Annotated in this window: 26 protein-coding genes; 10 read left to right on the top strand and 16 right to left on the bottom strand. The window is 68.9% G+C overall.

Annotation, left to right across the window (positions count from 1 at the left end):
* Positions 1 to 81 precede the first annotated feature (81 nt).
* Positions 82 to 1,944: a phosphoenolpyruvate carboxykinase (GTP) gene (locus tag RXV79_RS25725; protein ID WP_316701000.1), complete on the top strand. Its 1,863-nt coding sequence runs from the start codon at positions 82 to 84 to the stop codon at positions 1,942 to 1,944.
* A 114-nt stretch (positions 1,945 to 2,058) separates the two neighbouring features.
* Here RXV79_RS25725 and RXV79_RS25720 read toward each other — a convergent pair whose 3' ends face one another.
* Positions 2,059 to 2,304, bottom strand: coding sequence for a hypothetical protein (locus tag RXV79_RS25720; RefSeq protein ID WP_316700999.1), 246 nt, complete (start codon positions 2,302 to 2,304; stop codon positions 2,059 to 2,061).
* Between the two features lie 142 nt (positions 2,305 to 2,446).
* On the opposite strand from RXV79_RS25720, the gene RXV79_RS25715 reads away from it, so the two are divergent.
* Genes RXV79_RS25715 through RXV79_RS25705 form a run of 3 tightly spaced genes read left to right on the top strand, consistent with a single transcriptional unit; the run spans position 2,447 to position 4,918 of the window.
* Positions 2,447 to 3,415 carry a LysR family transcriptional regulator gene (locus tag RXV79_RS25715; RefSeq protein ID WP_316700998.1) on the top strand — a complete coding sequence of 323 codons (969 nt, stop codon included), beginning with the start codon at positions 2,447 to 2,449 and terminating at the stop codon, positions 3,413 to 3,415.
* Between the two features lies 1 nt (position 3,416).
* Complete coding sequence (locus RXV79_RS25710) at positions 3,417 to 4,163, top strand: UPF0149 family protein (protein ID WP_316700996.1); 747 nt, start codon at positions 3,417 to 3,419, stop codon at positions 4,161 to 4,163.
* Positions 4,160 to 4,918: a metallophosphoesterase gene (locus tag RXV79_RS25705; RefSeq protein ID WP_316700995.1), complete on the top strand. Its 759-nt coding sequence runs from the start codon at positions 4,160 to 4,162 to the stop codon at positions 4,916 to 4,918. Before RXV79_RS25710 ends, RXV79_RS25705 begins: the two co-directional genes overlap by 4 nt.
* Here the strand turns inward: RXV79_RS25705 and RXV79_RS25700 are convergent.
* Both RXV79_RS25700 and RXV79_RS25695 read right to left on the bottom strand, forming a co-directional pair.
* The gene (locus RXV79_RS25700) at positions 4,888 to 5,529 is read right to left on the bottom strand and encodes a TetR/AcrR family transcriptional regulator (protein ID WP_316700993.1); all 642 of its coding nucleotides are present in this window, start codon (positions 5,527 to 5,529) and stop codon (positions 4,888 to 4,890) included. The two genes, RXV79_RS25705 and RXV79_RS25700, sit on opposite strands and share 31 nt — an antisense overlap.
* 96 nt (positions 5,530 to 5,625) lie before the next feature.
* A complete protein-coding gene (locus tag RXV79_RS25695; protein WP_316700992.1) occupies positions 5,626 to 5,808 on the bottom strand; it encodes a hypothetical protein in 183 nt (60 codons plus the stop codon).
* A gap of 244 nt (positions 5,809 to 6,052) precedes the next feature.
* Between RXV79_RS25695 and RXV79_RS25690 the strand changes: the two genes are divergently transcribed.
* Positions 6,053 to 6,193, top strand: coding sequence for a hypothetical protein (locus RXV79_RS25690; RefSeq protein WP_296725398.1), 141 nt, complete (start codon positions 6,053 to 6,055; stop codon positions 6,191 to 6,193).
* On the opposite strand, the gene RXV79_RS25685 is transcribed toward RXV79_RS25690, so the two are convergent.
* On the bottom strand, positions 6,178 to 7,122 hold the full coding sequence (locus RXV79_RS25685; protein WP_316700991.1) for a LysR family transcriptional regulator ArgP: 945 nt from the start codon (positions 7,120 to 7,122) through the stop codon (positions 6,178 to 6,180). The genes RXV79_RS25690 and RXV79_RS25685 overlap by 16 nt on opposite strands.
* Positions 7,123 to 7,196: 74 nt before the next feature.
* Here RXV79_RS25685 and RXV79_RS25680 point away from each other — a divergent pair, with 74 nt between their 5' ends.
* Both RXV79_RS25680 and RXV79_RS25675 read left to right on the top strand, forming a co-directional pair.
* Entirely contained in the window at positions 7,197 to 7,814 is a 618-nt protein-coding gene (locus tag RXV79_RS25680) for a LysE/ArgO family amino acid transporter (RefSeq protein WP_316700990.1), read from the top strand.
* Positions 7,811 to 9,109 carry a D-amino acid dehydrogenase gene (locus tag RXV79_RS25675; protein WP_316700989.1) on the top strand — a complete coding sequence of 433 codons (1,299 nt, stop codon included), beginning with the start codon at positions 7,811 to 7,813 and terminating at the stop codon, positions 9,107 to 9,109. Before RXV79_RS25680 ends, RXV79_RS25675 begins: the two co-directional genes overlap by 4 nt.
* On the opposite strand, the gene RXV79_RS25670 is transcribed toward RXV79_RS25675, so the two are convergent.
* From RXV79_RS25670 to RXV79_RS25660, 3 genes are all read right to left on the bottom strand, one after another.
* Positions 9,110 to 9,589: a tetratricopeptide repeat protein gene (locus RXV79_RS25670; protein WP_316700988.1), complete on the bottom strand. Its 480-nt coding sequence runs from the start codon at positions 9,587 to 9,589 to the stop codon at positions 9,110 to 9,112.
* A gap of 103 nt (positions 9,590 to 9,692) precedes the next feature.
* Entirely contained in the window at positions 9,693 to 10,400 is a 708-nt protein-coding gene (locus tag RXV79_RS25665) for an anti-sigma factor (protein WP_316700986.1), read from the bottom strand.
* The gene (locus tag RXV79_RS25660; RefSeq protein WP_316700984.1) at positions 10,397 to 10,978 is read right to left on the bottom strand and encodes a sigma-70 family RNA polymerase sigma factor; all 582 of its coding nucleotides are present in this window, start codon (positions 10,976 to 10,978) and stop codon (positions 10,397 to 10,399) included. The genes RXV79_RS25665 and RXV79_RS25660 overlap by 4 nt, the downstream gene beginning before the upstream one ends.
* Before the next feature lie 74 nt (positions 10,979 to 11,052).
* On the opposite strand from RXV79_RS25660, the gene RXV79_RS25655 reads away from it, so the two are divergent.
* On the top strand, positions 11,053 to 12,339 hold the full coding sequence (locus tag RXV79_RS25655; protein ID WP_316700983.1) for an Hsp70 family protein: 1,287 nt from the start codon (positions 11,053 to 11,055) through the stop codon (positions 12,337 to 12,339).
* A 4-nt stretch (positions 12,340 to 12,343) separates the two neighbouring features.
* Here RXV79_RS25655 and RXV79_RS25650 read toward each other — a convergent pair whose 3' ends face one another.
* A complete protein-coding gene (locus tag RXV79_RS25650) occupies positions 12,344 to 13,021 on the bottom strand; it encodes a YecA/YgfB family protein (RefSeq protein WP_316700982.1) in 678 nt (225 codons plus the stop codon).
* 308 nt (positions 13,022 to 13,329) lie between these two features.
* The gene (locus tag RXV79_RS25645) at positions 13,330 to 14,271 is read right to left on the bottom strand and encodes a LysR family transcriptional regulator (protein WP_316700981.1); all 942 of its coding nucleotides are present in this window, start codon (positions 14,269 to 14,271) and stop codon (positions 13,330 to 13,332) included.
* A gap of 100 nt (positions 14,272 to 14,371) precedes the next feature.
* On the opposite strand from RXV79_RS25645, the gene RXV79_RS25640 reads away from it, so the two are divergent.
* Positions 14,372 to 15,892 (top strand): CoA-acylating methylmalonate-semialdehyde dehydrogenase, encoded by a 1,521-nt coding sequence (locus tag RXV79_RS25640; RefSeq protein WP_316700980.1) that lies wholly within the window; start codon positions 14,372 to 14,374, stop codon positions 15,890 to 15,892.
* Positions 15,893 to 15,980: 88 nt separating this feature from the next.
* Here RXV79_RS25640 and RXV79_RS25635 read toward each other — a convergent pair whose 3' ends face one another.
* From RXV79_RS25635 to RXV79_RS25625, 3 genes are all read right to left on the bottom strand, one after another.
* Positions 15,981 to 16,886, bottom strand: a complete 906-nt coding sequence (locus RXV79_RS25635; protein ID WP_316700979.1) for a DUF2145 domain-containing protein — start codon at positions 16,884 to 16,886, stop codon at positions 15,981 to 15,983.
* Positions 16,883 to 17,362: a hypothetical protein gene (locus RXV79_RS25630; protein WP_316700978.1), complete on the bottom strand. Its 480-nt coding sequence runs from the start codon at positions 17,360 to 17,362 to the stop codon at positions 16,883 to 16,885. The genes RXV79_RS25635 and RXV79_RS25630 overlap by 4 nt, the downstream gene beginning before the upstream one ends.
* Before the next feature lie 108 nt (positions 17,363 to 17,470).
* Complete coding sequence (locus RXV79_RS25625) at positions 17,471 to 18,460, bottom strand: Bug family tripartite tricarboxylate transporter substrate binding protein (RefSeq protein WP_296725431.1); 990 nt, start codon at positions 18,458 to 18,460, stop codon at positions 17,471 to 17,473.
* Positions 18,461 to 18,612: 152 nt separating this feature from the next.
* Here RXV79_RS25625 and RXV79_RS25620 point away from each other — a divergent pair, with 152 nt between their 5' ends.
* Positions 18,613 to 19,083 (top strand): DUF3237 domain-containing protein, encoded by a 471-nt coding sequence (locus RXV79_RS25620; protein ID WP_316700977.1) that lies wholly within the window; start codon positions 18,613 to 18,615, stop codon positions 19,081 to 19,083.
* Here RXV79_RS25620 and RXV79_RS25615 read toward each other — a convergent pair.
* Genes RXV79_RS25615 through RXV79_RS25600 form a run of 4 tightly spaced genes read right to left on the bottom strand, consistent with a single transcriptional unit; the run spans position 19,080 to position 22,342 of the window.
* Complete coding sequence (locus RXV79_RS25615; protein ID WP_316700976.1) at positions 19,080 to 19,892, bottom strand: ABC transporter permease; 813 nt, start codon at positions 19,890 to 19,892, stop codon at positions 19,080 to 19,082. The two genes, RXV79_RS25620 and RXV79_RS25615, sit on opposite strands and share 4 nt — an antisense overlap.
* Complete coding sequence (locus RXV79_RS25610; protein ID WP_316700975.1) at positions 19,889 to 20,689, bottom strand: ABC transporter ATP-binding protein; 801 nt, start codon at positions 20,687 to 20,689, stop codon at positions 19,889 to 19,891. The genes RXV79_RS25615 and RXV79_RS25610 overlap by 4 nt, the downstream gene beginning before the upstream one ends.
* 11 nt (positions 20,690 to 20,700) lie before the next feature.
* Positions 20,701 to 21,309 carry a trimeric intracellular cation channel family protein gene (locus tag RXV79_RS25605; protein WP_316700974.1) on the bottom strand — a complete coding sequence of 203 codons (609 nt, stop codon included), beginning with the start codon at positions 21,307 to 21,309 and terminating at the stop codon, positions 20,701 to 20,703.
* 10 nt (positions 21,310 to 21,319) lie between these two features.
* Positions 21,320 to 22,342 carry an ABC transporter substrate-binding protein gene (locus RXV79_RS25600; RefSeq protein ID WP_316700973.1) on the bottom strand — a complete coding sequence of 341 codons (1,023 nt, stop codon included), beginning with the start codon at positions 22,340 to 22,342 and terminating at the stop codon, positions 21,320 to 21,322.
* Positions 22,343 to 22,381 lie beyond the last annotated feature (39 nt).

Here is a 22,381-nt window from a genome sequence, read left to right as displayed (position 1 = left end):
GGCGAGCCCCCGGCACCGGCATCTCCCGGTGCATGAGATTCGCCCGATTCCGCTTTATCAACTTTGCAGATTGGACCCACGATGAACCGACCCGTCATGGAAGGCTTGCGCCTGAACGTACCGGCCTATGTCAAACACTCACGGCTGATTGCCTGGGTGGCCGAGATCGCGGCGCTCACCGAAGCCAAAGACGTTTACTGGTGCGACGGCAGCAAGGAGGAGTACGACCGCCTGTGCGCCCAGCTCGTGGCCGCCGGTACCTTCAAGAAACTCAACCCCGAGTTGCGCCCCAACAGCTACCTCGCCTGCAGCAGCCCGAGCGACGTGGCGCGTGTCGAAGACCGCACCTTCATCTGCAGTGAAAAGAAGGAAGACGCCGGCCCCACCAACAACTGGATGGCCCCGGCCGAAATGCGCGAGTTGCTCCAGACCGGCGAGAAGGCCCTGTTCAAGGGCGCCATGAAGGGCCGCACGCTCTACGTCGTGCCGTTCAGCATGGGCCCGCTGGGCTCGCCGATCGCGCACATCGGCGTCGAGCTGTCCGACAGCCCCTACGTGGCCGTCAACATGAAGATCATGACCCGCATGGGCCGTGCCGTGCTCGACGTGCTGGGCGAAGACGGCCACTTCGTGCCCTGCGTGCACACGGTCGGCGCCCCGCTGGAGGCCGGCCAGAAGGATGTCTCGTGGCCCTGCAACGAGACGAAGTACATCGTCCACTACCCGCAGACGCAGGAAATCTGGTCCTACGGCTCGGGTTACGGCGGCAACGCGCTCCTGGGCAAGAAGTGCTTCGCGTTGCGCATCGCGTCCACCATGGGCCGCGCCCAGGGCTGGCTGGCCGAACACATGCTGATCCTCGGCGTGACCTCGCCCGAGGGCAAGAAGTACCACGTGGGCGCCGCCTTCCCGAGTGCCTGTGGCAAGACCAATTTCGCGATGCTGATCCCGCCGGCCGGATTCAACGGCTGGAAGGTCACCACCATCGGTGACGACATCGCCTGGGTGAAGCCGCAAGCCGACGGCTCGCTGCGCGCCATCAACCCGGAAGCCGGCTACTTCGGCGTGGCCCCCGGCACCAACACGCTGACCAACCCCAACTGCATGGCCAGCCTGAACCGCGACGTGATCTTCACGAACGTGGCGCTGACCGACGACGGCGACGTGTGGTGGGAAGGTATGGGCGACGCCCCCGCCCACTGCATCGACTGGCAAGGCAAGGACTGGACGCCCCAGCTCGCCAAGGAAACCGGCGCCAAGGCCGCCCACCCCAATGCCCGTTTCACGGTTGCGGCCACCAACAACCCGGCGCTGGACTCCGAATGGGACAACCCCGCCGGCGTGAAGATCGATGCCTTCATCTTCGGCGGCCGCCGCTCGACCACCGTGCCGCTCGTGACCGAAGCGCGTGATTGGACCGAAGGCGTCTACATGGCCGCCACGATGGGCTCGGAAACCACCGCCGCGGCCTTCGGCCAGCAGGGCGTGGTGCGCCGCGACCCGTTCGCCATGCTGCCGTTCATGGGCTACAACATGAGCGACTACTTCCAGCACTGGCTCGACCTTGGCGCCAAGCTGCAGGCCCAAGGCGCCAAGCTGCCCAAGATCTTCTGCGTCAACTGGTTCCGCAAGGGTGCCGATGGCAAGTTCATCTGGCCGGGCTATGGCGAGAACATGCGCGTGCTGAAGTGGGTGCTCGACCGCGTGGAAGGCAAAGGTCAGGGCGTCGAGAACATCTTCGGTGTCACGCCGCGCTACCAGGATCTCACCTGGACCGGCCTCGACTTCACCGCCGAGCAGTACGAGCAGGTCACCAACATCGACAAGGCCGCCTGGCAGACCGAACTCGGCCTGCACGACGAACTCTTCAAGCAGTTGGCCTACCACCTGCCGGCCGAGCTGACCGCCACCAAGGCCAAGCTCGAAGCCCGTCTGGCCGCCTGATCAAGGCAGGCTGCCCGGAGAGAAAAGGCGCCCTCGAGGCGCCTTTTCACTTTCCGGCGGTCAACAAAAAAGCCCGCAGGCGCGGGCTTTTTCAGGGGTGCCTTGCGGCGGGGATCAGCGGTACAGCATCTCGTGGCGGTCGGCCGCGGCATACAGCTCCGAGGCAAAGCGGGGATCGCTGCTCTCGTAGCGGTGAGCCATGGCGCGCACCCGAGCCGCTTCGCGAGAGGGGTAGCGCGGTGCCGGCGTGCCCGAGGGCAGCGCGTTCAGCAGGGCGGCAACCCATTCGCCGATCACAGCGGCCAAACGAGGCGCCGTGCGGGTTTGCGGAATCTGGAGGCTGATGGTCGTAGCAGTCATGGTGTGCTCCTTCGGGGCAACTTCTGCAACTCACTAAGAGTCCGCATTGGTGTGAATCCTAGGGAAACCCCTAATGCGCGTCCAATCAAGAATGTGAATCCGTGATATTCACGAAGCGCATGTCGGGACAAAATCACGAACCATGAACTTCAAGACGCTGGACCTGAACCTGCTGCGGGTCTTCGACGCCGTCATGGCCGAGCGCAACCTGACGCGCGCCGCGGCAAGGCTGGCGCTCACCCAGCCCGCGGTGAGCAATGCGCTGCGGCGCTTTCGAGAATCGGTGGGGGAGGAGCTGCTGACCCGCGCCACCCACGGCGTGGTGCCGACACCCTTTGCCGAGAAGCTGTGGCCGCAGGTGCGCGCCGCCCTCGACCAGCTGCGGGCCGCCCTCGACCCGGGCGAATTCGACCCTCACCGCGATGCGGTCAGCTTCCGCCTCGCGATGGCCGACGCGACCGCCGCGGTGTTGCTACCGCCGCTCATCGACCACATCGAAGCGGAGCAGGCGCTGGTCAACCTGCGCGTGATCCCGCTCACCACCCGCGACCCCCGCGCGCTGGTCGAGCGGGGCGAGATCGACGTGGCCGTGGGCTACTTCCCCGAGGCGATCGCCGAGCTGGTATCGCAGGGCGCCGAGAGCGCGTTGCGTCACCAGCGCCTGAACGAAAGCGAATACGTCTGCGTGATGCGCAGCGGCCACCCGCTGGCCGAGGGCGAGCTGACGCTCGACGCCTTCTGCCAGGCCCACCACCTGCTCGTGAGCTTCTCCGGCCGGCCGCACGGTTTCGTCGACCAGGCCCTGGCGTCGCTCAACCGGACGCGCCGGATCGTGCTCACGGTCAACCAGTTCTTCACCGCCGGCCGCGTGGTGGCACGCAGCGACTTGCTGACGGTGCTGCCGGCCTCCTTCGTCGTCGCCACCGGCTACCAATCTCAACTGGTGGAGCGCCCCTTGCCAATGCCGATGGCGCGAATCCACGTTGAGGCCATGTGGCACATGCGGCACGACAGCGTCAGCGCGCACCAGTGGCTGCGCGAGCGGCTGGTCGACGCCTCGCGGCCACGCCCTGGCGTGACAATCCCGGCTTCACCTCACCCTGATTCCTGACATGGCCCACGCCGACCTGACCGATGAAGAGTTCGCCGAACTCGACGACCTGCTCGCCGACACGCCCGAGCCCCTGACGCCACTCGACGGGGTGATGCTCGACGGCTTCCTGTGCGGCGTGATCGTGCAGCCGGTGCTGCTCGAGACCGACGCCTGGCTGCCGCATGTGTTCGATTTCGACGGCCAGCCGCTGCCCGACGACGTCGACCCGGCCTGGCTCGCCCGCACCCGCGAGCTCATCCAGCGCCGCCACGACGCCCTCAACCGCGCGTTGGCCGAAGACGGTTGGTTCGACCCTTTCGTGCTCGAGTTCGACGAAGAGCACCCGCGCGAGCTACCGCCCGAAGGCGAGCCCGACCCGCTGGCCGACTTGAGCGAGGTCTCGCAGGCGCTGATGCCCTGGGTGGCCGGCTTCCAGCACGCCGCGCTGTGTTTCCCCGACCTGTCGGAGATCCCCGACGACGCGGTGATGGCCGCCCTGGCGCGCCTCTACCGCCACCTGCCGACCGAGACCGAGCAGGAGAAAGAAGTGGTCGCCACGCTCGACCGCGAGCACCCGCTGCCCACGCTTGAGGACGCGATCACCGACATGGTGTCGGCTGTCGCCGACCTCTACGACCTCACGACCGACCGGCGCTACAAGGTGGAGACGGTGCGCCGCGAGGTGCCCAAGGTCGGTCGCAACGACCCCTGCCCGTGTGGCAGCGGCAAGAAGTTCAAGCAGTGCCACGGGGCCACCGGAACTTGAGAGTCCAGCTCCTCTCCGACCTGCACCTCGAGACCGAGGACTTCCAGCCGCTGCCGGCGCCAGGCGCCGAGTTGCTGATCCTCGGGGGCGACATCGACAGCACCTGGCAAGGCCTCGCGCATTTCCGTGATTGGCCGGTGCCGGTGTTGATGGTCGCGGGCAACCACGAGTTCGACGATCGCGACGTGGCCGATACCTGGCCCGTGCTGCGCGCCCATTGCGAGGCGCTCGGCATCCGCTTACTCGAACGCGAAAGCCTCGTGCTCAGCGACGCGCAGGGCCGCCGCATCCGCTTCGTCTCGACCGTGCGTTGGTGCGATTTCGACGCCTTCGGCGAAGCCCAGCGCGAGAAGTCGATGCGCGCCGGCCACTACTTCATGCGCGTGCAACGCTCCACGTTCGGCGGCCAGCCCTTCGACGCCGCGCTCGTTCGTGAAGAGGCGCTGGCCTGCAAGGCCTGGCTGGCGCAAGCGCTGGCCCAGCAGCCGACGGCCTGGGATACCACCGTCGCGCTCACGCACTTCGCCCCCAGCCTGCGCAGCGCCGACCCGCGCTACGGCCACCAGTCGGGCACCGCCAGCTTCTGCAACGCCGACGACGAGCTGCTGCCGCTCGCCGATGTGTGGATCCACGGCCACCTGCATTGCCGCCACGACTACACCGTGGGTCGCACGCGCGTCGTGTGCAATGCCCGCGGCCATGCGCGCCGAGGCGAGGCCGAGGGCTACGACCCGCTCTTCGTGCTGGACGTCTGAGCGGCCGGGGTGCGCCCGGCGAGGCCGTCGAAGCAGGTCGACATCAGCATCTCGATGATGCGTTCGTCGCTGTGCTGGCCGCTCACCTTCAGGAGGCCGAGCACCGGGTCGCAGGCGCGGGCGAACAGGGTGTAGAGCACCACTTCCGAGGGCAGTGCCGGGTTCAGGTCGCCGGCCTGCTGTGCGGCGACGATCCATTCGCCCAGCTGGTCGCTCACGTCCATCAGCCGGTCGAGGTAGGGCTTGTTGGCCATCAGCGACGAGCGCAGCGCCGAGTTCTGCGCCGGCAGCGACGGCATCTCGCCGGCCAGTTGCACCTGCATGGTCCAGCGGGCCACGGCCTTGAGCTGGTCCACGGCCGGCGCATCGGCGGGCAGCGTTTCCATGAACGCCTGCGCGCGTTGCAACACCCGCACCATCGCCGCGCCGGCGAGTTCTTCCTTGGAGCTGAAGTGCTTGTAGAGGCTGGCCTTGGCGATGCCGACGTCGGCGGCCACCTCGTCCACCGTCATGATGTCGTAGCCCTTTTCGGCCAGCAGACGGTTGACCGACGCGACGATCGCATCCTCGCGTGCACGAAGCACCTGCTCTTTGAACGACACCTTGGCCATGGGGCGATTCTAGTCAGCCAGGGCCGTGCCTGGACGAGGCAGTCGCAAAAGGACTCCGCTGTGCAGCGAGTTACCGCGAAGTTGCCGCGCGTTGCTTCAGCGCTGCGGGCGGCGGTCGAGCCGCTGTTGCCAGAAGCGGTCGTCGGGCTTCGCGGAAGACTGCGCCTCCGGTTCCTCATCCAGCGGCCCGAGGCTCGCATCGAGCCCGAAGGCGGTGCCCATGTCTCCCGGGTCGGGCTCGGCGCTGCGCTCCTCACGCTGGGTTGCGTCTGATCTCATCCAACGGGGAAGCAGATTCATGATGCCCTCTTGCATGGGTCGCCTGAGAGGCAGTGTGACGCGCCGAGGCCATCCCGATGGGACGATTTGCGGTGACCAAACCACGCAATTGACGGTTATGTGCAGCGCCCGCCGCGGCGCGGCCTTGCCCCCATCCGGCACAGGGCCGTTTCCGACACGATTGCTGCAATGCAAGAAGAACCGTCACCATCGCGTCACGCGAACGTCGCGTGAGGAGGTTGTCGTGAACCGGCTGTCGATTCGAGCGCTCACCTGGCTGACGGTGCTGGCCGCGCTGTTCAGCGCGCTGCTCCTGGCCTCGGAGGACACCGCCTTGCCCGAGCTGGCGCGCACGGGCGCGCAGGTGCTTCAGCCGGCGCGCTGAGCGCGGGCCGTGCCGAGCGCGACGCGGGCGCCGGCCGCCAGCGCATCGCCGATGCGGTCGAGCAGCGCGACCCCTTCCGACGGTGGCGCGCCGTCGGGCCCCAACCGCCACTGGTGCCAGTAAAGCTTCACGTTCAGCTCCACCTCGGGGCGCAGGGCGACGAGGTCGCCACGCGCCATCAGGCCGCTCACCTGCACGAGCGGCACCACGCCCACCCCCCAGCCCATCAGCGCAGCGCGAACGTAGGCCTCCGACGAGGGCACGAAACTCTCTTGCAGGCGGGGCGAGCGCACGCCGAAGGCGCGCGACACCCATTGCGTCTGCATGTCGTCTTTCCGATTGAAGACGAGGAAGGGCACCTGCGAGAAGTTGCCGCGGTCGAGCCCCTTGGGCAGCCGCTGTGCGATGAACGCGGGGCTGGCGACGGCCGTGTAGCGCATGCTGCCCAGCGGCACCACGCGGCAGCCGCGCAGCGCCTCGCTGACCGTGCTCACGCAGCCGAGCACCGCGCCCTGGCGCAGCCAGTCGTGCGTGAAGTTCTGGTCGTCGACCACCAGCTCCAGCGACGCGCCGGCCTGCACCACCGGGTCGAGCGCCGGCAGCACCCAGGTGGCGAGGCTGTCGGCATTGACGGCGATCGGCAGGCGCTGGCCGCTGTCGGGGCCTGAGCCGGTGCCGAGTTCGAGCGCCACATCGGCGCGCATGGCCTGCAGCTGGCGGGCGAAGCGCAGCAGCACCTTGCCGGCGTCGGTGAGGCGCAGCGGTCGCGAGCGCACCACCAGCAGTTGGCCCACCTGCGCTTCCAGCGTGCGCAGCCGCTGCGACACGGCCGACTGGGTGATCGAGAGGCGGCGGGCCGCCCGTTCGAAGTGGCCGTCGTCGGCCAGCGCCGCCAGGCAATCGAGTCCTGCCGGATCGAGGTCTTTCATAAGCAACTCTGATGAACTCTGAGAAATATGAATGACGCTTCACTTCGGCGCAAGCGCTCCCGAAAATCCCCTGCATGACAGGCGCTGCATTCCTCCAGGGCTGGCTGATGACCGCCGGGCTCATCGTCGCGATCGGCGCGCAGAACGCGCTGGTGCTGCGCCAGGGCTTGCAGCGTGCGCACGTGGGGCCGGTGGTGCTGCTGTGCACGGTGTCCGACTGGCTGCTGATCGCGCTCGGCGTGTTCGGCCTGGGCTCCGTGATCCAGTCGTCGCCGGGGGTGTTGCAGGTCTTCCGCTTCGGCGGCGCCGCCTTCCTGCTGGCCTACGGCGCGCGCTCGGCGGTGCAGGCGTGGCGCGGCCACGGCCAGCTGGTGCAGGCCGGGCCGCGTGCTGCGAGCCTGGGCGCCACGCTCGCCACCACGCTGGCGCTGACCTACCTCAACCCCCACGTCTACCTCGACACCGTGGTGCTGCTCGGCAGCGTCGGCGCTCAGCACGGTGACACCGGGCGTATTGCATTCGCCACCGGCGCGGGCTTCGCGTCGACGATGTGGTTCGCGACCCTCGGCTATGGCGCGGCCGCGGCCTCGCGCTGGCTGCAGCGCCCGGCCATCTGGCGCGCGATCGACGCCACGGTGGCGGTGGTGATGTTCACGGTCGCGGGGCAGTTGCTCATCGGAGGTGTGTCATGAAGGTCGTCGTGCTCGGAGCGGGAATCGTCGGCATCAGCACCGCGTGGTACTTGTTGGAGCAAGGCCACGAGGTCACGGTCGTCGACCGCCAGCTTGACGCCGCGCTGGAGACGAGCTTCGCCAACGGCGCGCAGATCTCGGTGAGCTACTGCGAGCCCTGGGCCCACCCGAGCGCGCCGCTCAAGGTCATCAAGTGGCTGGCGCACGACGACTCACCGCTGCTCTTTCGCCCCAAGCTCGACGTGCACCAGTGGCGCTGGGGCTTGAGCTTCCTCGCCAACTGCACCCATGCAGCCTTCGAGCGCAACGTGGCGCAATTGGTGGCGCTCGGCCGCTACAGCCACGAGTCGCTGAAGGCGCTCGTCGCGCAGACCGGCATCGAGTACGACCGGCTGGAGCGCGGCATCCTGCATTTCTTCTGCAACGCGAAAGACTTCGACGGGGCCGCGGCCGGCGCCGAGATCATGCGCCGGCATGGCGTGGGCCGGCGCATCCTCTCGCGCGACGAGGTGCTGCAGGTCGAGCCGGCCCTGCGCGGTTTCGCCGGGCACATCGTCGGCGGCACCTTCACCGCGAGCGATGAATCGGGCGATGCGCGCAGCTTCACGCAACAGCTCGCGCGCCGCTGCGAAGCGCGCGGCGCCACGTTCCTCTATGAGCACGACGTGGCCGGTTTCGACGTCGCTGGCGGCGAGCTCCAGGCGGTGCGTGTGCGCCAGCGCCATGAGTCGCGCACCCTCAGGGCCGATGCCTTCGTGGCCGCGCTCGGCAGCCACACCGCGCCGCTGCTGCGGCCGCTGGGCGTGTACCTCAACATCTACCCGGCCAAGGGTTACTCGGCGACCTTCAAGCTGCGCCACCCCGAACGCGCGAGCGTGGTGAGCATGATCGACGACACCCGCAAGATCGCCATCAGCCGCCTGGGCGACACGGTGCGCGTGGCCGGCACCGCCGAGATGGCGGGCTACGACACCAGCCTCGACACCGCCACCGCGCAGGTGCGCTGTGCGGCGCTCGTGAAGCGCTACGAGGAGATCTTCCCCGGCGTGGCCGACACGCGCGAGCCGAACTTCTGGGCCGGCCTGCGACCCAGCACGCCAAACAACATTCCGTACATCGGCCGCACGCGCATCGGGCGGCTGTGGGTCAACGCGGGCCACGGCACGCTCGGCTGGACGCACGGCGCCGGCTCGGGCCGCGCGCTCGCCGAACTGATGAGCGGCCAGCGGCCGGCGCTGGCCTTCGGCTTCTGCGGCGACTCGGACGAGGCGCGGCTGCGTGAAGCCGCGGCTTGATCAGTAGTCGCTGGCGACGTACTTCTGCCCGGCGGCCTTATAGCGCTCGATCGCGCGCTTGAGGTCAGCGTACTCGCTGCAGGTCTTGTGGCAGGCCGCATCGAGCGCGGCCAGGCGCTGCTCGGCCTTGGGCAGCTCACCCTTCATCAGGTACAGCTCGCCCGAGTACTCGAGCGTGCCCAGGTGCTTGGGGTCGATGCGCAGCGCCTCGTTGTAGAACTTCTCCGAGCCCGCCAGGTCGGGTGTCTTCGCCTTGCGCAGGCTGTAGCCCATCAGGTTGTTCCACTCGGCGCTGCCGGTGTCGTTGATGCGCTTGAGCTCGTCGATGGCACCGCTCCAGTTGCGTGCGGCGATCTGCGCGCGAACGGGGGCGAGCTTGTCGGAGTCGGTCGAGGCGGCGCTCATGTCAGCCGCGGCGTGGGCGGCCGACAGGGCGAGGGCGAACAGGCCGAAGCCGAGAAGGCGGGAGAGTGCGTTCATGGTGGTGGTTCCTCTTGGGTTGCCGCCGGAGATCGGCGACATGCCGGCACTTACGAGAGCTTGCCCCGCGGCGGACGCAGGGCGATGAAAAAAATTCTCACGCCTACCAGAGCTTGACGCAATGGCCGCTCAGCACGAGCGGGCCGGTGGGCGACTGGCCGGCGGTGGCGGGGGCGTTCTCGTAGCTCACCGCCAGGCGCGACACCTTGAAGAAGAGCTTCTCCGAGGTGTCGGCCAGCGCGACGGTGGCGGTGCCGCTGGCAGGCAACACGCCCACCGGGAATGCGGCGCCGCCGTCTTGCGGGTAGGCCCACAGCTGCGCGACACGGCCGCTCGGCACGGCCAGCGGCTTCAGCAGCTTCACGGTCAACTGGCGCCCGTGGCGGCGTGAGCTGGCGAGCACCGACGGCGTGCCGGCCGCATCGGTCAGCAGGCCCACGTAGCTCGCCGGCAGGGCTTCGGCGCGCGGCTCCAGGCCAACCAGGCCTGGTTCCAGGCGCAGCACCACGGTGCACAGCATCACACCCGCCAAGGCGCCGCCGAGAAGTTGCCACCACCCGGTCTTGCGCTTCACCGGGGACGGGAAGAGCCGCTGCTGCAGTCCGTGCCACACGTCGGGTCGCGGCGCCATCGGTGGCAGGCCTTCGGCAAGCACGGCATAACGCTCCTGCCAACCGGCCACCGCGCGCTCGGCCTGCGGCGACTGGCGCAGCACCTGCTCGAAACGCCGCCGTGCGCCGCCGCTCAGCGTGCCCAGCGCGTATTCCCTCGCCAGCTTGTCCAGGCGCTCGGGTGGCTGCAGGTAGTTCATGCCGAGACCCCGCGCGCTTCAAGGCATTCCTTGAGCTTGTCGAGCCCTTGGCGCACCCAGGCCTTGGCGGTGCCGAGCGGCGCATTCAGAGAGGTGGCGATCTCGGTGTGCACCATGCCGCGGTAGTACGCGAGCGCCAGGGCCTGGCGTTGCGACGCGGTGAGCGTGCCCATGCAGGTGTCGATGCGCGCCTTGGCCAGGCTGGTGGCGAGCAGCTGCTGCGGTTGCGGGAGCTCGTCTTGCGCGGCGTCGAGCGTGTCGTCGTCGAGCGGCACGGTGCTCGCGCGCTCGCTGCGACCGGCGCGCAGCATGTCGATCGCCTTGTTGCGCACGATGTTGATCAGCCAGGTCATGGGCGTGGCCACGACCGGGTTGTAGCTGGCGGCGCTGTGCCACACGTTCATGAAGGCTTCCTGCAGCACCTCTTCGGCGCGGTCTCGGTTGTTCAAGATACGAAACGCGACGCTCAACAGATGCGCACAGGTGGCCCCATAAAGACGCTCGAAGGCGGCGCGGTCGCGCAGCGCCACGCGCGAGAGCAGCGCGGGCAGGTCGTGGCCGGGGGCGTCGGTGGGCATGGCGGCCGAGTCTAGGGCCTGTCGCGCCAGATGAGCAGGCCCTAGAATCGCGCCCCCCTTTTGCGACCCCTTCCATGTACTGCGCCATCGACTTCGGCACGTCCAACTCCGCGATTGCCATTCCGGCCGGCGGCACGATGCAGCTGGTCGAGCTGGAAGCGGGCCACCCGACCATGCCGACGGCGGTGTTCTATTACGCCGAAGGGCCCGAGACGAATGGCCCGCCGCGCGCCTTCGGCCGCGCCGCGCTGGCCGCGTATGTCGACGGCGTGGACGGGCGGCTGATGCGCTCGATGAAGAGCATCCTCGGCAGCAGCCTCGTCGACCAGACCACCGACGTGGGCGGTGGTCGTGGCGCCAAGTACCTCGACATCATTGGCGGCTACCTGCTCCACCTGAAGACCGCGGCCGAACGCCAGGCCGGCACGCGCATCGAGCAGGTGGTGATGGGCCGGCCGGTGTATTTCGTCGACGACGAGCCCGAGCGTGATGCGCAGGCGCAGGCCTCGCTCGAGTCGGCGGCGCGTGCGGTGGGTTTTCGCGAGGTGCACTTCCAATACGAGCCGATCGCCGCCGCGTTCGACTACGAACGCAGCACCTCACGCGAGGAGATCGTGCTGGTGGCCGACATCGGCGGCGGCACCTCCGACTTCTCGCTCGTGCGCGTGGGCCCCGAGCGGGCCGCGCAGCTGGAGCGCAAGCGCGACATCCTGGCCAACCACGGTGTGCACATCGCCGGCACCGACTTCGACCGGCGCATCGAGCTCGCAAGCATCCTCGGCGAGTTCGGCTACGGCGCGCTCGGCCCGAGCGTGAACGGCGCCCCGGCGCGCGAAGTGCCGAGTGGCGTGTACTTCGACCTCGCCACCTGGCACCTCATCAACACCGTCTACAACCCGGCGCGCGTGGCCGAGCTGCGGCAGATGCGCAGCTTCTACGCCGAGCCGAAGCACCACCAGCGGCTGATGACGGTCGTGACCGAGCGGCTCGGGCACGAACTCGCGTCGCGCGCCGAAGCGGCCAAGATCGCGGTGGCCGATGGCGGCGAGGTGCGCATCGACCTCAGCCACGTCGAGCACAAGCTGGCCTCGACCCTGAGCGAGCCGCAGGCGGTCGAGGCGATCGAAGGCGACCTCGCGCGCATCGTCGACGCGGCGCGGGTGACGGTGGCGCAGGCGGGCCTGCAGCCCTCACAGGTGGATGCGCTCTATTTCACCGGCGGCTCGACCGGCCTGCGCCTGCTGGCCCAGCAGATCGCGGCGGCCTTTCCCCAGGCGCGGGCGGTGCGCGGCGATCGGTTCGCGAGCGTCGCGACCGGGCTCGCGCTCTACGCGCAGCGCTGGTTCGAGCGCGCGCGCTGAAGCCTCAGTGCCGGCGGCGCGGCGGCGGGCCCGGGCGTTTCGGCTTGGGCGCGGCAGGCAGGGGGCGGCCGACGTCGGCCAGCAGCAGCGTGGCGCGCACGAGTTCTTCCACCGCGGCGCTCAGGTCTTCAGGCGGCTCGAGCGTGTCGATCTCGGCGAGCAGCGCCTCGGCGTCTTCCAGGTCGTCGGGGTCGAGGTGGCGGTACAGCAGCGCGAGCGGCTCGGTGAGCACCGCTTCGTCACGTTGCATCAGCTCGGGGAAACATTCCATCGCGAGCGCGAAGCCGGCCACCCACGGGTACACCGCGTCGGGCGCGGCCGGCTCGTCTTCGTCATCGCTTTCCAGCTCGAACACCCATGGGTCGAACCATTGGCGGCGCGCGATCGCATCGTTCAGCTCGGCGTGTCGGCGTTGCGCCAGCGCATGCAAACGGGTCGCGTCGAAGCCTGCAGGCAGGGCGCGGCCGTCGGCATCGGTGATGTGCTGCAACCAGCGACTCGCCGGCACGCGCACCGGCTGCACCAGCACGCCGCAGAGGTAGCCGTCGAGCATGCTGACGTCCAGCGGCTCCAGCGGTGCGGGCACACGGTCGAGCAGGGTTTGCAGCTCGTCGATCTCGCGTTCCCCAAGTGGTGGGGCGTCGTTCGAGATGTGACGGGACGAAGAAGGCGGTGTGGGCATGGTGCATTGTCGCGCCCCCCAAAAGAGGGTGGAGGAAATGGCTTGCTACAAAGCACTTCGATCCGTCCCTCGTATTGGGGATGGAGTGTGTTTGTGAGGCCCGACTACAGTGCGCCGGTGCTGTCACACGGGGTCTTTTGACCACCACGTACAACGGTTCCACTCGACAGAGCGCCGAAGAACAACAACGCGACGCCCGCACAAAGAAACGAGAGAACCCGCAACGGTCCCAACGACGTCCTCTAGAGGACTTGAACAGCCCACCCTTCACCGGGTGGGCTATTTTTTTCGCCGTTGTCACGTCATCGTCACTCGCTCGGGAAGCCAGCGCTGAAACCCTGCTTCAGGTGTGCCACCAGCGCCTGCACCGCCTTCGGCGTGGTGGGGCTCCACGGGTGCAGCGCGTAAAGGGCATCGCCGAAGGCGCCCACCGGCCGCCACGCCGGCAACACCACGCGCAGGCGCCTCGCGCGCAGCGCGGCGACGGCGCTGAAATCGGGCACGAGGGCGATGCCCAGGCCGGAGAGCGCGGCGTCGCGCAGCACCTCGCTGTTGCCCGCGCGCAAGGGGCCCTGCACCGTCACGTTCACTCGCTCGGGGCCGCTGCGCGCGGCCCTCTCCAGTTGCCACACCGTCGGCCCCGGGCGCAGATAGGCCAGGCACGCGTGCTGCGCGAGCTCACTCGGGTGCGTGGGCGTGCCGTGGCGTTTGAGATAGGCGTGGCTCGCCACCAGCAGCGCACGCGAGTTGCACAACTTCCACGCGACGTGGTTGTCGGGCGGCGCGCTGGTGTGTCGCACGGCGAGGTCGTAGCCCTCGTGGGCGAGGGTGGCGAAACGGTCGGACAGGTCGAGTTCGACGCGCACCTCGGGTTGCGCGCGCAGGAAGGTCTCGAGTTGCGGCGCAAGGTGCTGGCGCCCGAGGGCGACGGGGGCCGTCATGCGCACCAGGCCGCGCGGCTGTGTGGCGAGGTCGCGCGCTTCCCCGACGCTTCGCGCGATGAGCGCGAAGCTCTCGGTCGTCTGCTCGGCCAGGCGCTGGCCGGCTTCGGTGAGGCGCACCGAGCGGGTGGTGCGCTGCACCAGCGTTTGGCCCACGGTGCGCTCGAGGTCGCTGATGCGCTGGCTCACCGCCGCTTTCGACAAGCCCAGGCGCTGCGCCACCTGCGTGTAGCTCGCGGTCTGCGCGAGCAGCACCAGGGTGTGCACCTGCGGCCAGAGCAGGTCGACGCGGGGATCGAGGGTCGCCATCAGTGTTCAGTTTATCGAACAATGAAGTCAGGCCAATCGCATTGGCAAGCGCCTGGCCGGCGCCTAGACTGGTTTCAGCAACACGACGCTGGAGACTCCCATGGGCGCACCCGAAGCCTTCACCACTGCCCACGACGTGGGCCACTTCATCCACGGCGAGCCGGTGGCCGGCAGCAGCGGGCGGCGCCAGGCGATCTACAACCCGGCGACCGGCCAGGTGGCGCGACAGCTCACGCTGGCGAGCGTCGACGAGGTGAACGCGGCGGTGGCGTCGGCGCAGGCCGCCTTCCCCGCCTGGGCCGACACCCCGCCGCTGCGCCGGGCGCGCGTGATGTTCAAGTTCCTCGAGCTCATGAACCAGCACCGCGACACGCTGGCCGCGATGATCACCGCCGAGCACGGCAAGGTGTTTACCGACGCGCAAGGCGAGGTGAGCCGCGGCATCGACATCATCGAATTCGCCTGCGGCATTCCGCAGCTCCTGAAGGGCGACTACACCGAACAGGTCTCCACCGGCATCGACAACTGGACGCTGCGCCAGCCGCTCGGCGTGGTGGCGGGCATCACGCCGTTCAACTTCCCGTGCATGGTGCCGTGCTGGATGTTCCCGGTCGCGATCGCCGCCGGCAACAGCTTCGTGTTGAAGCCGAGCGAGCGCGATCCGTCGCCTTCGATCTTCATGGCGCAGCTGCTGAAAGATGCCGGCTTGCCCGACGGTGTGTTCAACGTGGTCCAGGGCGACAAGCTCGCCGTCGACACGCTGCTCACGCACCCCGACGTGAAGGCCATCAGCTTTGTCGGCTCCACCCCCATCGCGCAATACATCTACGAGACGGGCGCCCGCCACGGCAAGCGGGTGCAGGCGCTGGGCGGCGCGAAGAACCACATGGTGGTGATGCCCGATGCCGACCTCGACCAGGCGGTGGATGCGCTCATCGGCGCCGGCTACGGCTCGGCCGGCGAGCGCTGCATGGCGATCAGCGTGGCGGTGGCGGTGGGCGACGTGGCCGACAAGCTCGTGCCCGCGCTTGCCGCGCGTGCGAAGACGCTCAAGATCAAGAACGGCATGTCGCTCGACGCGGAGATGGGCCCCATCGTCACGCGCGAGGCGCAGCAGCGCATCGCCGGCTACATCGAGCACGGTGTGACCGAAGGTGCGACGCTCGTCGTCGATGGCAGAGGCTTCACGGTGCCCGGCCATGAACAGGGCTTCTGGCTCGGCGGCACGCTCTTCGACCACGTGACGCCCGAGATGAAGATCTACAAGGAAGAGATCTTCGGCCCGGTGCTCGGCGTGGTGCGCGTGCCCGACTTCGCCGCCGCGGTGAAGCTCATCAACGACCACGAGTTCGGCAACGGCGTGTCGTGCTTCACCAGCGACGGCAACGTGGCGCGCGAGTTCGCGCGGCGCATCCAGGTCGGCATGGTGGGCATCAACGTGCCGATCCCCGTGCCGATGGCGTGGCATGGCTTCGGCGGCTGGAAGAAGAGCCTCTTCGGCGACATGCACGCCTATGGCGAAGAGGGCGTGCGCTTCTACACCAAGCAGAAGAGCGTGATGCAGCGCTGGCCCGCGAGCATCGGCAAGGGCGCCGAGTTCGTGATGCCGACGTCCAAATGACTGCCCCTCGGCCGTGAGTACACGGCCGATCCCCCGAGGGGATGCCGGCCGGCTTGGGGCGGCCCGGCGCTCGGCCGGCGCGCGCTAGTCAGTAGGGGACCACCGTGTCCCCGTCGCCGGGCGTGCAGCCTTCGGCGATGGGCTCCCACCCACGGCGCACGACCATGTGCCGCTCGTTGTGGCAGAACTCCATGCGCGTCGCGCCCGGCACCTGCTGGCGCACGAAGGCTTCGATGGCCACCGGCATGCTGATGCGCAGGCTCGCCTCGCGGAGGTCGTCGATCGGGTGATCGTCACGGTGCAGCCAGGGCACGAACACCATCGCGAGCGAGAGCATCCAGCGGTGGTGGATGTCGAAGCGGCTCGGCTGGTAGTCGTGCTGCGCGAGCCACTGCTGCGCCTCGCGGCGTGAGCCGATGGGCGTGTCTGACCAGGCGCCGGCCAGCAACTCGGCCACCCACTGGTTGCAGTTCTGGTACTGGTCGCTGAAGGCGAATGCGTTGGCGCTGTAGACCCCGGCCAGCAGCGAGAGGGCGCCGTGCTTGTCGAGCGCAGCGGCCTCCAGCCGGCGCGCATCCGCCTCGGGCAGGAAGACGATCGAGACGTAGCCTTCTTTCGGGTCTTCGGTGCCGAGCAGGAACCCGGAGATGCCCTGGTCGTAGAGGCGCGGCCGCCCTTCGTCGCAGGCGTAGTAGAGCTGGCGCACCGCCCAGGGAATGTCGGTGTTGGCCTTCAAGCTCACCCCGGCATGCGAGTAGCGGTGGCCGAAGCGAGCGAGGTCGAGCCCCGAGCGCGACATCAGCGCCACACCGCCTGCGGCGTGCTCCTCAAGGGCGGTCTTGATGACACCGCCCAGGCGGAAGAGGCGGTCTTTCTGGGCGGCGTCGAGGTCGAGCGGCTTGTCGCAGAACCGGTAGCTGCTTGCTTGGGCGGCGAACACGGCGCCGCACAGCGCGAGCAGCACCGCTGCCCGCGCGACCCAGCGTGAAATCAAAGCGTGACGGCGGTGGACTGCAGCTCGCGGTGCCAGGCGTCATGCATCACGAGGAAGAAGGCACGGCCGGTGTCGGCCTTGGTGAACTCGACGCCATAGACGCGTTGTTTGGCGGTGATCACCTGGCCGGCGGCAACCGGGTCGCGCGCGACGACCTGGGCCGGCACGTAAAGCATGAAGCTGTCATCGGCCTTGGCATCGGCGGCCACGGGGGCGAGCGTCAGGCGCACGGTGCCGGGGCGCTCGGCCACTTCGGCGACCTCGGTCACCTTGTAGTCGCCGGCGGCGGTCTTGTCTTTCTTCGACGAACCATCGCTCGACTTCTCGAACGAGGTGGACACGCTGCCGACCGAGGCGGAAACCCCTTCGGAGGCCGACGACGCGGCGGTCGAGCTGGCGAAGACGGGCAGCGCGGCGCTGCCGAGGGCAAGGGCAGCGGCGGCGGCCAGGGCGGGGGCGAGACGGGTGGACTTCATCGTGCAGCTCCGGGATGACGTGAGGATCTGGGACAGCGCAGCATAGTGCACCTGCGCGGCCCGATTCTTGTCAATCTGTGACCCGGGCGGCGCAGCCGCCGCCGAGCGTCAGTCGCCCTTGAAGCCGCTCTGCTTGACGATCGCCGCCCAGCGCGGGGCTTCGGCCTTGACCATCTTCTCGGCGTCGGCACGCGAGGTGCCGGTCACGGTGAAGCCGGCGTCGATGAGTTTTTGTTTCACGTCGGCCGATTGCACGGCGGCCACGGCCTGCTTGCTCAGGGTGTCGAGCACGGCGGCCGGCGTGCCCGCGGGCGCGAAGAGGGCGAACCAGGCGGAGAAATCGACCTTGGGCAGGCCGGCTTCGGTGAAGGTGGGCACGTCGGGCAGCAGCGGCGAGCGGGCGTGGGCGGTGGTGGCCAGCGCGCGCATCTTGCCGGCCTTGATCTGGGCCGAGCCGAGGGCGGTCGACACGAAGGCGCCTTCCACCTGGCCGCCGACGATGGCGGTGATGGCGTCGCCGGTGGCGCGGTAGTGGATCGGCTCGACCTTGAAGCCGCCCTGTTCGGCCAGCATCTCGCCGCCGAAGTGGCCCGGGGTGCCGGCGCCGAAGGTGGCGAAATTGACGCGGTCCTTGTTGGCCTTGCCGGCCTTCACAAAATCGGCCACCGTCTTGTGCGGTGACTGCACCGGCACGACGAGCAGGAAGTCCGAGCGCACGAGCTCCGCCACCACCGCCAGCTCCTTCGCCGGGTCATACGGCAGCTTGCTGAACGCGGGCGGCGCGATGCTGATCGAGCCCACCTCGCCGATCAGCAGCGTGTAGCCATCGGGGGCGCTCTTGGCCACAGCTTGCGTGGCGATCTGGCCGCCGGCACCGGCGCGGTTGTCGACCACGACCGACTGCTTGAGGCTCGTCTCCAGCTTCTGCCCGACGAGGCGCGTCACGATGTCGGGCCCGGTGCCCGGCGGGAAGCCGACCACCAGCTTGACCGGCTGCGTCGGGTAGGCCTGGGCGAGGCCCAGCGTGGGCGAGGCGAGCGCGGCAAGGCTCGCGGCGGCGATCAGGGCACGGCGGGTGACGAGGTGAACGGTGCGCATGTTGAGTGTCTCCTTGGGGGTGGAGTGTGGGCCGGCCGGGTGGCCCGGCGTGTCATCCCTGAGGACGACAACGCGGCGTCATCTTCTGGGATGACCGGGTGAACGCCAGGGCGCGCGTATCGTGGCGCCATCGTCCGCCTCGACCCGCTGCCATGACCGACATCGCCCCGCCGCCCGCCCTCGTTCCCATGTGCCAGGTCCGCTGCGAGGTGGAGAAACTCGTCACGCTCGGCGGTGGCCCGTATGGCGAACGCCGCTACATCCCGCTCAAGGGCGGCACGGTGCGGGGCCCCGAACTCAACGGCACGCTGGTCGACGGCGGTGTCGACTGGCAGATCAACCGCGGCGACGGCGTGCTCGACATCTCGGCCCACTACGTGATCCAGGCCGACGACGGCGCGCTGATCGAGGTCACGAGCGTGGGCATGCGCCACGCCGAACCGGCGGTGATGGAGCGCCTGGCGCGTGGCGAATCGGTCGACCCGAAGGAGTATTTCTTCCGCACGCTGATCCGCTTCCAGGCCGGCGCCCCGGCGTGGCTGCACCTCAACAAGGTGATGGCCATCGCCTCGGGCCGCCGCGAGGCGCGCCTGGTCATCCTCGACTACTTCCGCATCACCTAGAGCTTCTCGGTTTCGCCGCTCTTCGGCTGCCACTTCATCAGCCGGCGCTCCACCTGGCCGACCAGCATGTCGAGCAGCAGCGCAAACACCGTGAGCACGAGGATGCCCGCCATCACCGTGTTGATGTCGAACGCCCCCTCGGCCTGCAGGATCAGGTAGCCCACGCCGCGTGCCGAACCGAGGTACTCGCCCACCACGGCGCCCACGAAGGCCAGCCCCACGCTCGTGTGCAGCGAGCTGAAGACCCAGCTCATCGCACTCGGCAGGTACACATGGCGCAGCAGCTGCCGCGGGCTCGCGCCCAGCATGCGCGCGTTCGCCAGCACGATGGGGCTCACCTCCTTCACGCCCTGGTAGACGTTGAAGAAGACGATGAAGAAGACGAGCGTCACGCCCAGCGCCACCTTGCTCGCCACGCCGAGCCCGAACCACACCGCGAAGATGGGCGCGAGGATCACGCGGGGCATCGAGTTCAGCGCCTTGATGTAGGGGTCGCAGATGGCCGCAGCGAGCGGGCTCAGCGCGAGCCACATGCCGCAGGCGAGGCCGAGCACGGTGCCGATGCCGAAGGCCAGCACCGTCTCCAGCAGGGTCACGCCCAGGTGCTGGTAGATGTCGGCGTTGGTGACGAACCAGGCCCAGATGCGGCCGAAGATCTTCACCGGCTCGCCGAAGAAGAAGGCCGCCTGCCGGTCGTCGGCGAAGAGGAAGGGCGGCACGAGGCCGGGCGTGGTGAGCACATGCCACAAGACGAACACTGCCACCAGCAGGGCGAGCTGCGCGAGCCGAAGCGTGAGGGTGTTCTTCATGCGGCGAGCTGCTGGCGGTAGCCCTTGAGCACTTCGTCGCGCAGCACCGACCAGATCGCCTGGTGCAGCTCCACGAAGCGTGGCGTCACCCGCACCTCGGCCACGTCGCGCGGGCGCGGCAGGTCGATGTGGAACTCGCCGATCGGGTGCGAGGACGGCCCGGCGCTCAGCACGACGACGCGGTCGCTCATGGCGATGGCTTCATCCAAGTCGTGGGTGATGAACAACACCGCTTTGCGCTTGGCGGCCCACAGGGCCAGCACCTCGTTCTCCATCAGCTGCCGCGTCTGGATGTCGAGCGCCGAGAAGGGCTCGTCCATCAGGATGATGTCGGGGTCGAGCACCAGGGTCTGGGCGAGGCTCACGCGCTTCCGCATGCCACCCGAAAGCTGGTGCGGGTAACGGTCGCCGAAGCCGCCGAGGCCCACGCGTTTGAGCCATTCGTCGGCCTGCGCCCGCGCATCGGCGACGCCGCGGAATTCGAGCCCCGCCATCACGTTGGCGCGTGCGGTGCGCCAGGGCATCAGCGACTCGGTCTGGAACATGTAGCCGGCGCGGCGGTTGAGCCCGGCGAGCGGCTCGCCGAAGACGCGCACCGTGCCGCGGCTCGGCGCGAGCAGGCCGGCCGCCACGTTGAGCAAGGTGCTCTTGCCGCAACCGGTCGGCCCCACCACCGAGACGAACTCGCCGGCCCCGACGGTGAGCGACACCTCGCTCACCGCGGTGTAGCGCTGCGCGGGGTCGTCGCGCGAGACGAAGGTGCAGCTCACCGCGTCGAGTTGCAGGGCAGGGGTCATCGGTTCGGGGCTCAGGAGACGGCGGAGAACACGGGCAGCTTCAGGTCGTAGGCGATCGCGGCCAGCCGTGTGCCCGCCACCGTGACCGCGCCCGCCGCGAAGGCCCACGCGGTGGAGACCTTGGCCGCACGGGCCAGCAGGTACACCGCGATGCCCGCGATGGCGGCGGTGGCGTAGATGTCCTGCCGCAGGATGAGGGGCACCTTGGCCGACAGCACGTCGCGCAGCACCCCGCCGCCCGAGCCGGTGAGCGTGCCCATCAGCACCGTCACCATCGGCCGGCAGCCGGCCTTCTCGGCCACCTGCGCGCCGGAGATGGCAAACACCGCGAGGCCGATCGCATCGGCGATGAGCAGTGCATCGGTCGGCACGGGCAGCACCTGCACCCACAGCAGCGTGGCTGCGGTCGCGGCGAGGATGGTCCAGATCGGCCCGCTGTCGTGCATCCAGAAGATCGGATGCCGGTTGAGCAGCACGTCGCGCAGCGTGCCGCCGCCGATGGCGGTGATGGAGGCCAGCACGATGATGCCGAGCAGGTCGAGTCGCGAGGCGATGCCGGCCAGCGCGCCGCTGGCGGCGAAGACGGCGACGCCGAAGAGGTCGAGGACGTAGAGCAGCAAGGGTGGTGCCCTAACCCTTGGGGTATCTCGCGTTGGCCTTCTTCACGAAGTCGTTGGTGTAGACCGCGCCGAGGTCGAAGTTCACGCTCTTCAGGCTCTCGTCGACGCTCAGCAGCGCGCGCAGCGCGGTGGTGGCGCCGGCGTCGGGCACGCTGCCGTCGGGCGAGAGGGCGCCGCGGCTCGCGAGGAAGGCGTCGATGTAGACGGCCCGGTCGCCGAGCAGGTAGCTCTCGGGCACGGCCTTGACGATCTCGCTCGGGCCCGCGGCCTGGATCCATTTGTCGGCGCGCACGATGGCGTTGGTCAGCGCCTGCACGGTGCGTGGGTGCTTGTCGATGAAGGCCTGCGGCGCATAGAGGCAACCGGCCGGCATCGGCCCGCCGAACACCCGGTCGGCCTCGGCGACCACGCGCGTGTCGGACACGATCTTCAGGTCGCCGCTGCGCTGCAGGAGCGTGATCACCGGGTCGAGGTTGGACATCGCATCGATCTGGCCGGCGCGCATCGCCGCCACCGCGCCGTTGCCGGCGCCCACGCCGATGATCGACACGTCGCTCGGCTTGAGCCCCGCCTTGGTCAGCACGAAGTTCACCATCACGTTGGTGCTCGAGCCGGGCGCAGTGACGCCGATCTTCTTGCCCCTCAGGTCGGCCACGGTCTTGAAGCCGGGCATCGTCTTCGGGTTCACGCCCAGCACGATCTGCGGGGCGCGGCCCTGCAGCACGAAGGCGCGCAGCTTCTGGCCCTTCGCCTGCATGTTGATCGTGTGCTCGAAGGCGCCCGAGACCACGTCGGCGCTGCCGCCGATCACCGCCTGCAGGGCGCGCGAGCCGCCGGCGAAGTCGACGATGGTGACCTCCAGCCCTTCGGCCTTGAAGTAGCCGAGGCTCTCGGCGATGGTGAGCGGGAGGTAGTAGAGGAGGTTCTTGCCGCCCACCGCGAGGGTGACCTGCGGCTTTTCGGGGGCGGGGGCCTGGCTGTGGGCCAGAGCCGGCAGCGCGAGTGCTGCCAGCGTGAAGGTGCGGCGTTGCATGCTGTCTCCTGTCTCTTTTGTGGGATCACTTTACCCGCG

This window comes from Piscinibacter gummiphilus (assembly GCF_032681285.1).
Lineage (GTDB): Bacteria > Pseudomonadota > Gammaproteobacteria > Burkholderiales > Burkholderiaceae_C > Rhizobacter > Rhizobacter gummiphilus_A.
Note: the sequence above shows the minus strand (reverse complement) of the source record. Positions and strands in the feature narration are given on the sequence as shown.

Coding starts and splice junctions, on each gene's coding strand:
- RXV79_RS25725 (WP_316701000.1), top strand. CDS start 82: ATGAACCGACCCGTCATGGAAGGCTTGCGCCTGAACGTACCGGCCTAT.
- RXV79_RS25720 (WP_316700999.1), bottom strand. CDS start 2,304: ATGACTGCTACGACCATCAGCCTCCAGATTCCGCAAACCCGCACGGCG.
- RXV79_RS25715 (WP_316700998.1), top strand. CDS start 2,447: ATGAACTTCAAGACGCTGGACCTGAACCTGCTGCGGGTCTTCGACGCC.
- RXV79_RS25710 (WP_316700996.1), top strand. CDS start 3,417: ATGGCCCACGCCGACCTGACCGATGAAGAGTTCGCCGAACTCGACGAC.
- RXV79_RS25700 (WP_316700993.1), bottom strand. CDS start 5,529: ATGGCCAAGGTGTCGTTCAAAGAGCAGGTGCTTCGTGCACGCGAGGAT.
- RXV79_RS25695 (WP_316700992.1), bottom strand. CDS start 5,808: ATGAGATCAGACGCAACCCAGCGTGAGGAGCGCAGCGCCGAGCCCGAC.
- RXV79_RS25685 (WP_316700991.1), bottom strand. CDS start 7,122: ATGAAAGACCTCGATCCGGCAGGACTCGATTGCCTGGCGGCGCTGGCC.
- RXV79_RS25680 (WP_316700990.1), top strand. CDS start 7,197: ATGACAGGCGCTGCATTCCTCCAGGGCTGGCTGATGACCGCCGGGCTC.
- RXV79_RS25675 (WP_316700989.1), top strand. CDS start 7,811: ATGAAGGTCGTCGTGCTCGGAGCGGGAATCGTCGGCATCAGCACCGCG.
- RXV79_RS25670 (WP_316700988.1), bottom strand. CDS start 9,589: ATGAACGCACTCTCCCGCCTTCTCGGCTTCGGCCTGTTCGCCCTCGCC.
- RXV79_RS25665 (WP_316700986.1), bottom strand. CDS start 10,400: ATGAACTACCTGCAGCCACCCGAGCGCCTGGACAAGCTGGCGAGGGAA.
- RXV79_RS25660 (WP_316700984.1), bottom strand. CDS start 10,978: ATGCCCACCGACGCCCCCGGCCACGACCTGCCCGCGCTGCTCTCGCGC.
- RXV79_RS25655 (WP_316700983.1), top strand. CDS start 11,053: ATGTACTGCGCCATCGACTTCGGCACGTCCAACTCCGCGATTGCCATT.
- RXV79_RS25650 (WP_316700982.1), bottom strand. CDS start 13,021: ATGCCCACACCGCCTTCTTCGTCCCGTCACATCTCGAACGACGCCCCA.
- RXV79_RS25645 (WP_316700981.1), bottom strand. CDS start 14,271: ATGGCGACCCTCGATCCCCGCGTCGACCTGCTCTGGCCGCAGGTGCAC.
- RXV79_RS25640 (WP_316700980.1), top strand. CDS start 14,372: ATGGGCGCACCCGAAGCCTTCACCACTGCCCACGACGTGGGCCACTTC.
- RXV79_RS25630 (WP_316700978.1), bottom strand. CDS start 17,362: ATGAAGTCCACCCGTCTCGCCCCCGCCCTGGCCGCCGCCGCTGCCCTT.
- RXV79_RS25625 (WP_296725431.1), bottom strand. CDS start 18,460: ATGCGCACCGTTCACCTCGTCACCCGCCGTGCCCTGATCGCCGCCGCG.
- RXV79_RS25620 (WP_316700977.1), top strand. CDS start 18,613: ATGACCGACATCGCCCCGCCGCCCGCCCTCGTTCCCATGTGCCAGGTC.
- RXV79_RS25615 (WP_316700976.1), bottom strand. CDS start 19,892: ATGAAGAACACCCTCACGCTTCGGCTCGCGCAGCTCGCCCTGCTGGTG.
- RXV79_RS25610 (WP_316700975.1), bottom strand. CDS start 20,689: ATGACCCCTGCCCTGCAACTCGACGCGGTGAGCTGCACCTTCGTCTCG.
- RXV79_RS25600 (WP_316700973.1), bottom strand. CDS start 22,342: ATGCAACGCCGCACCTTCACGCTGGCAGCACTCGCGCTGCCGGCTCTG.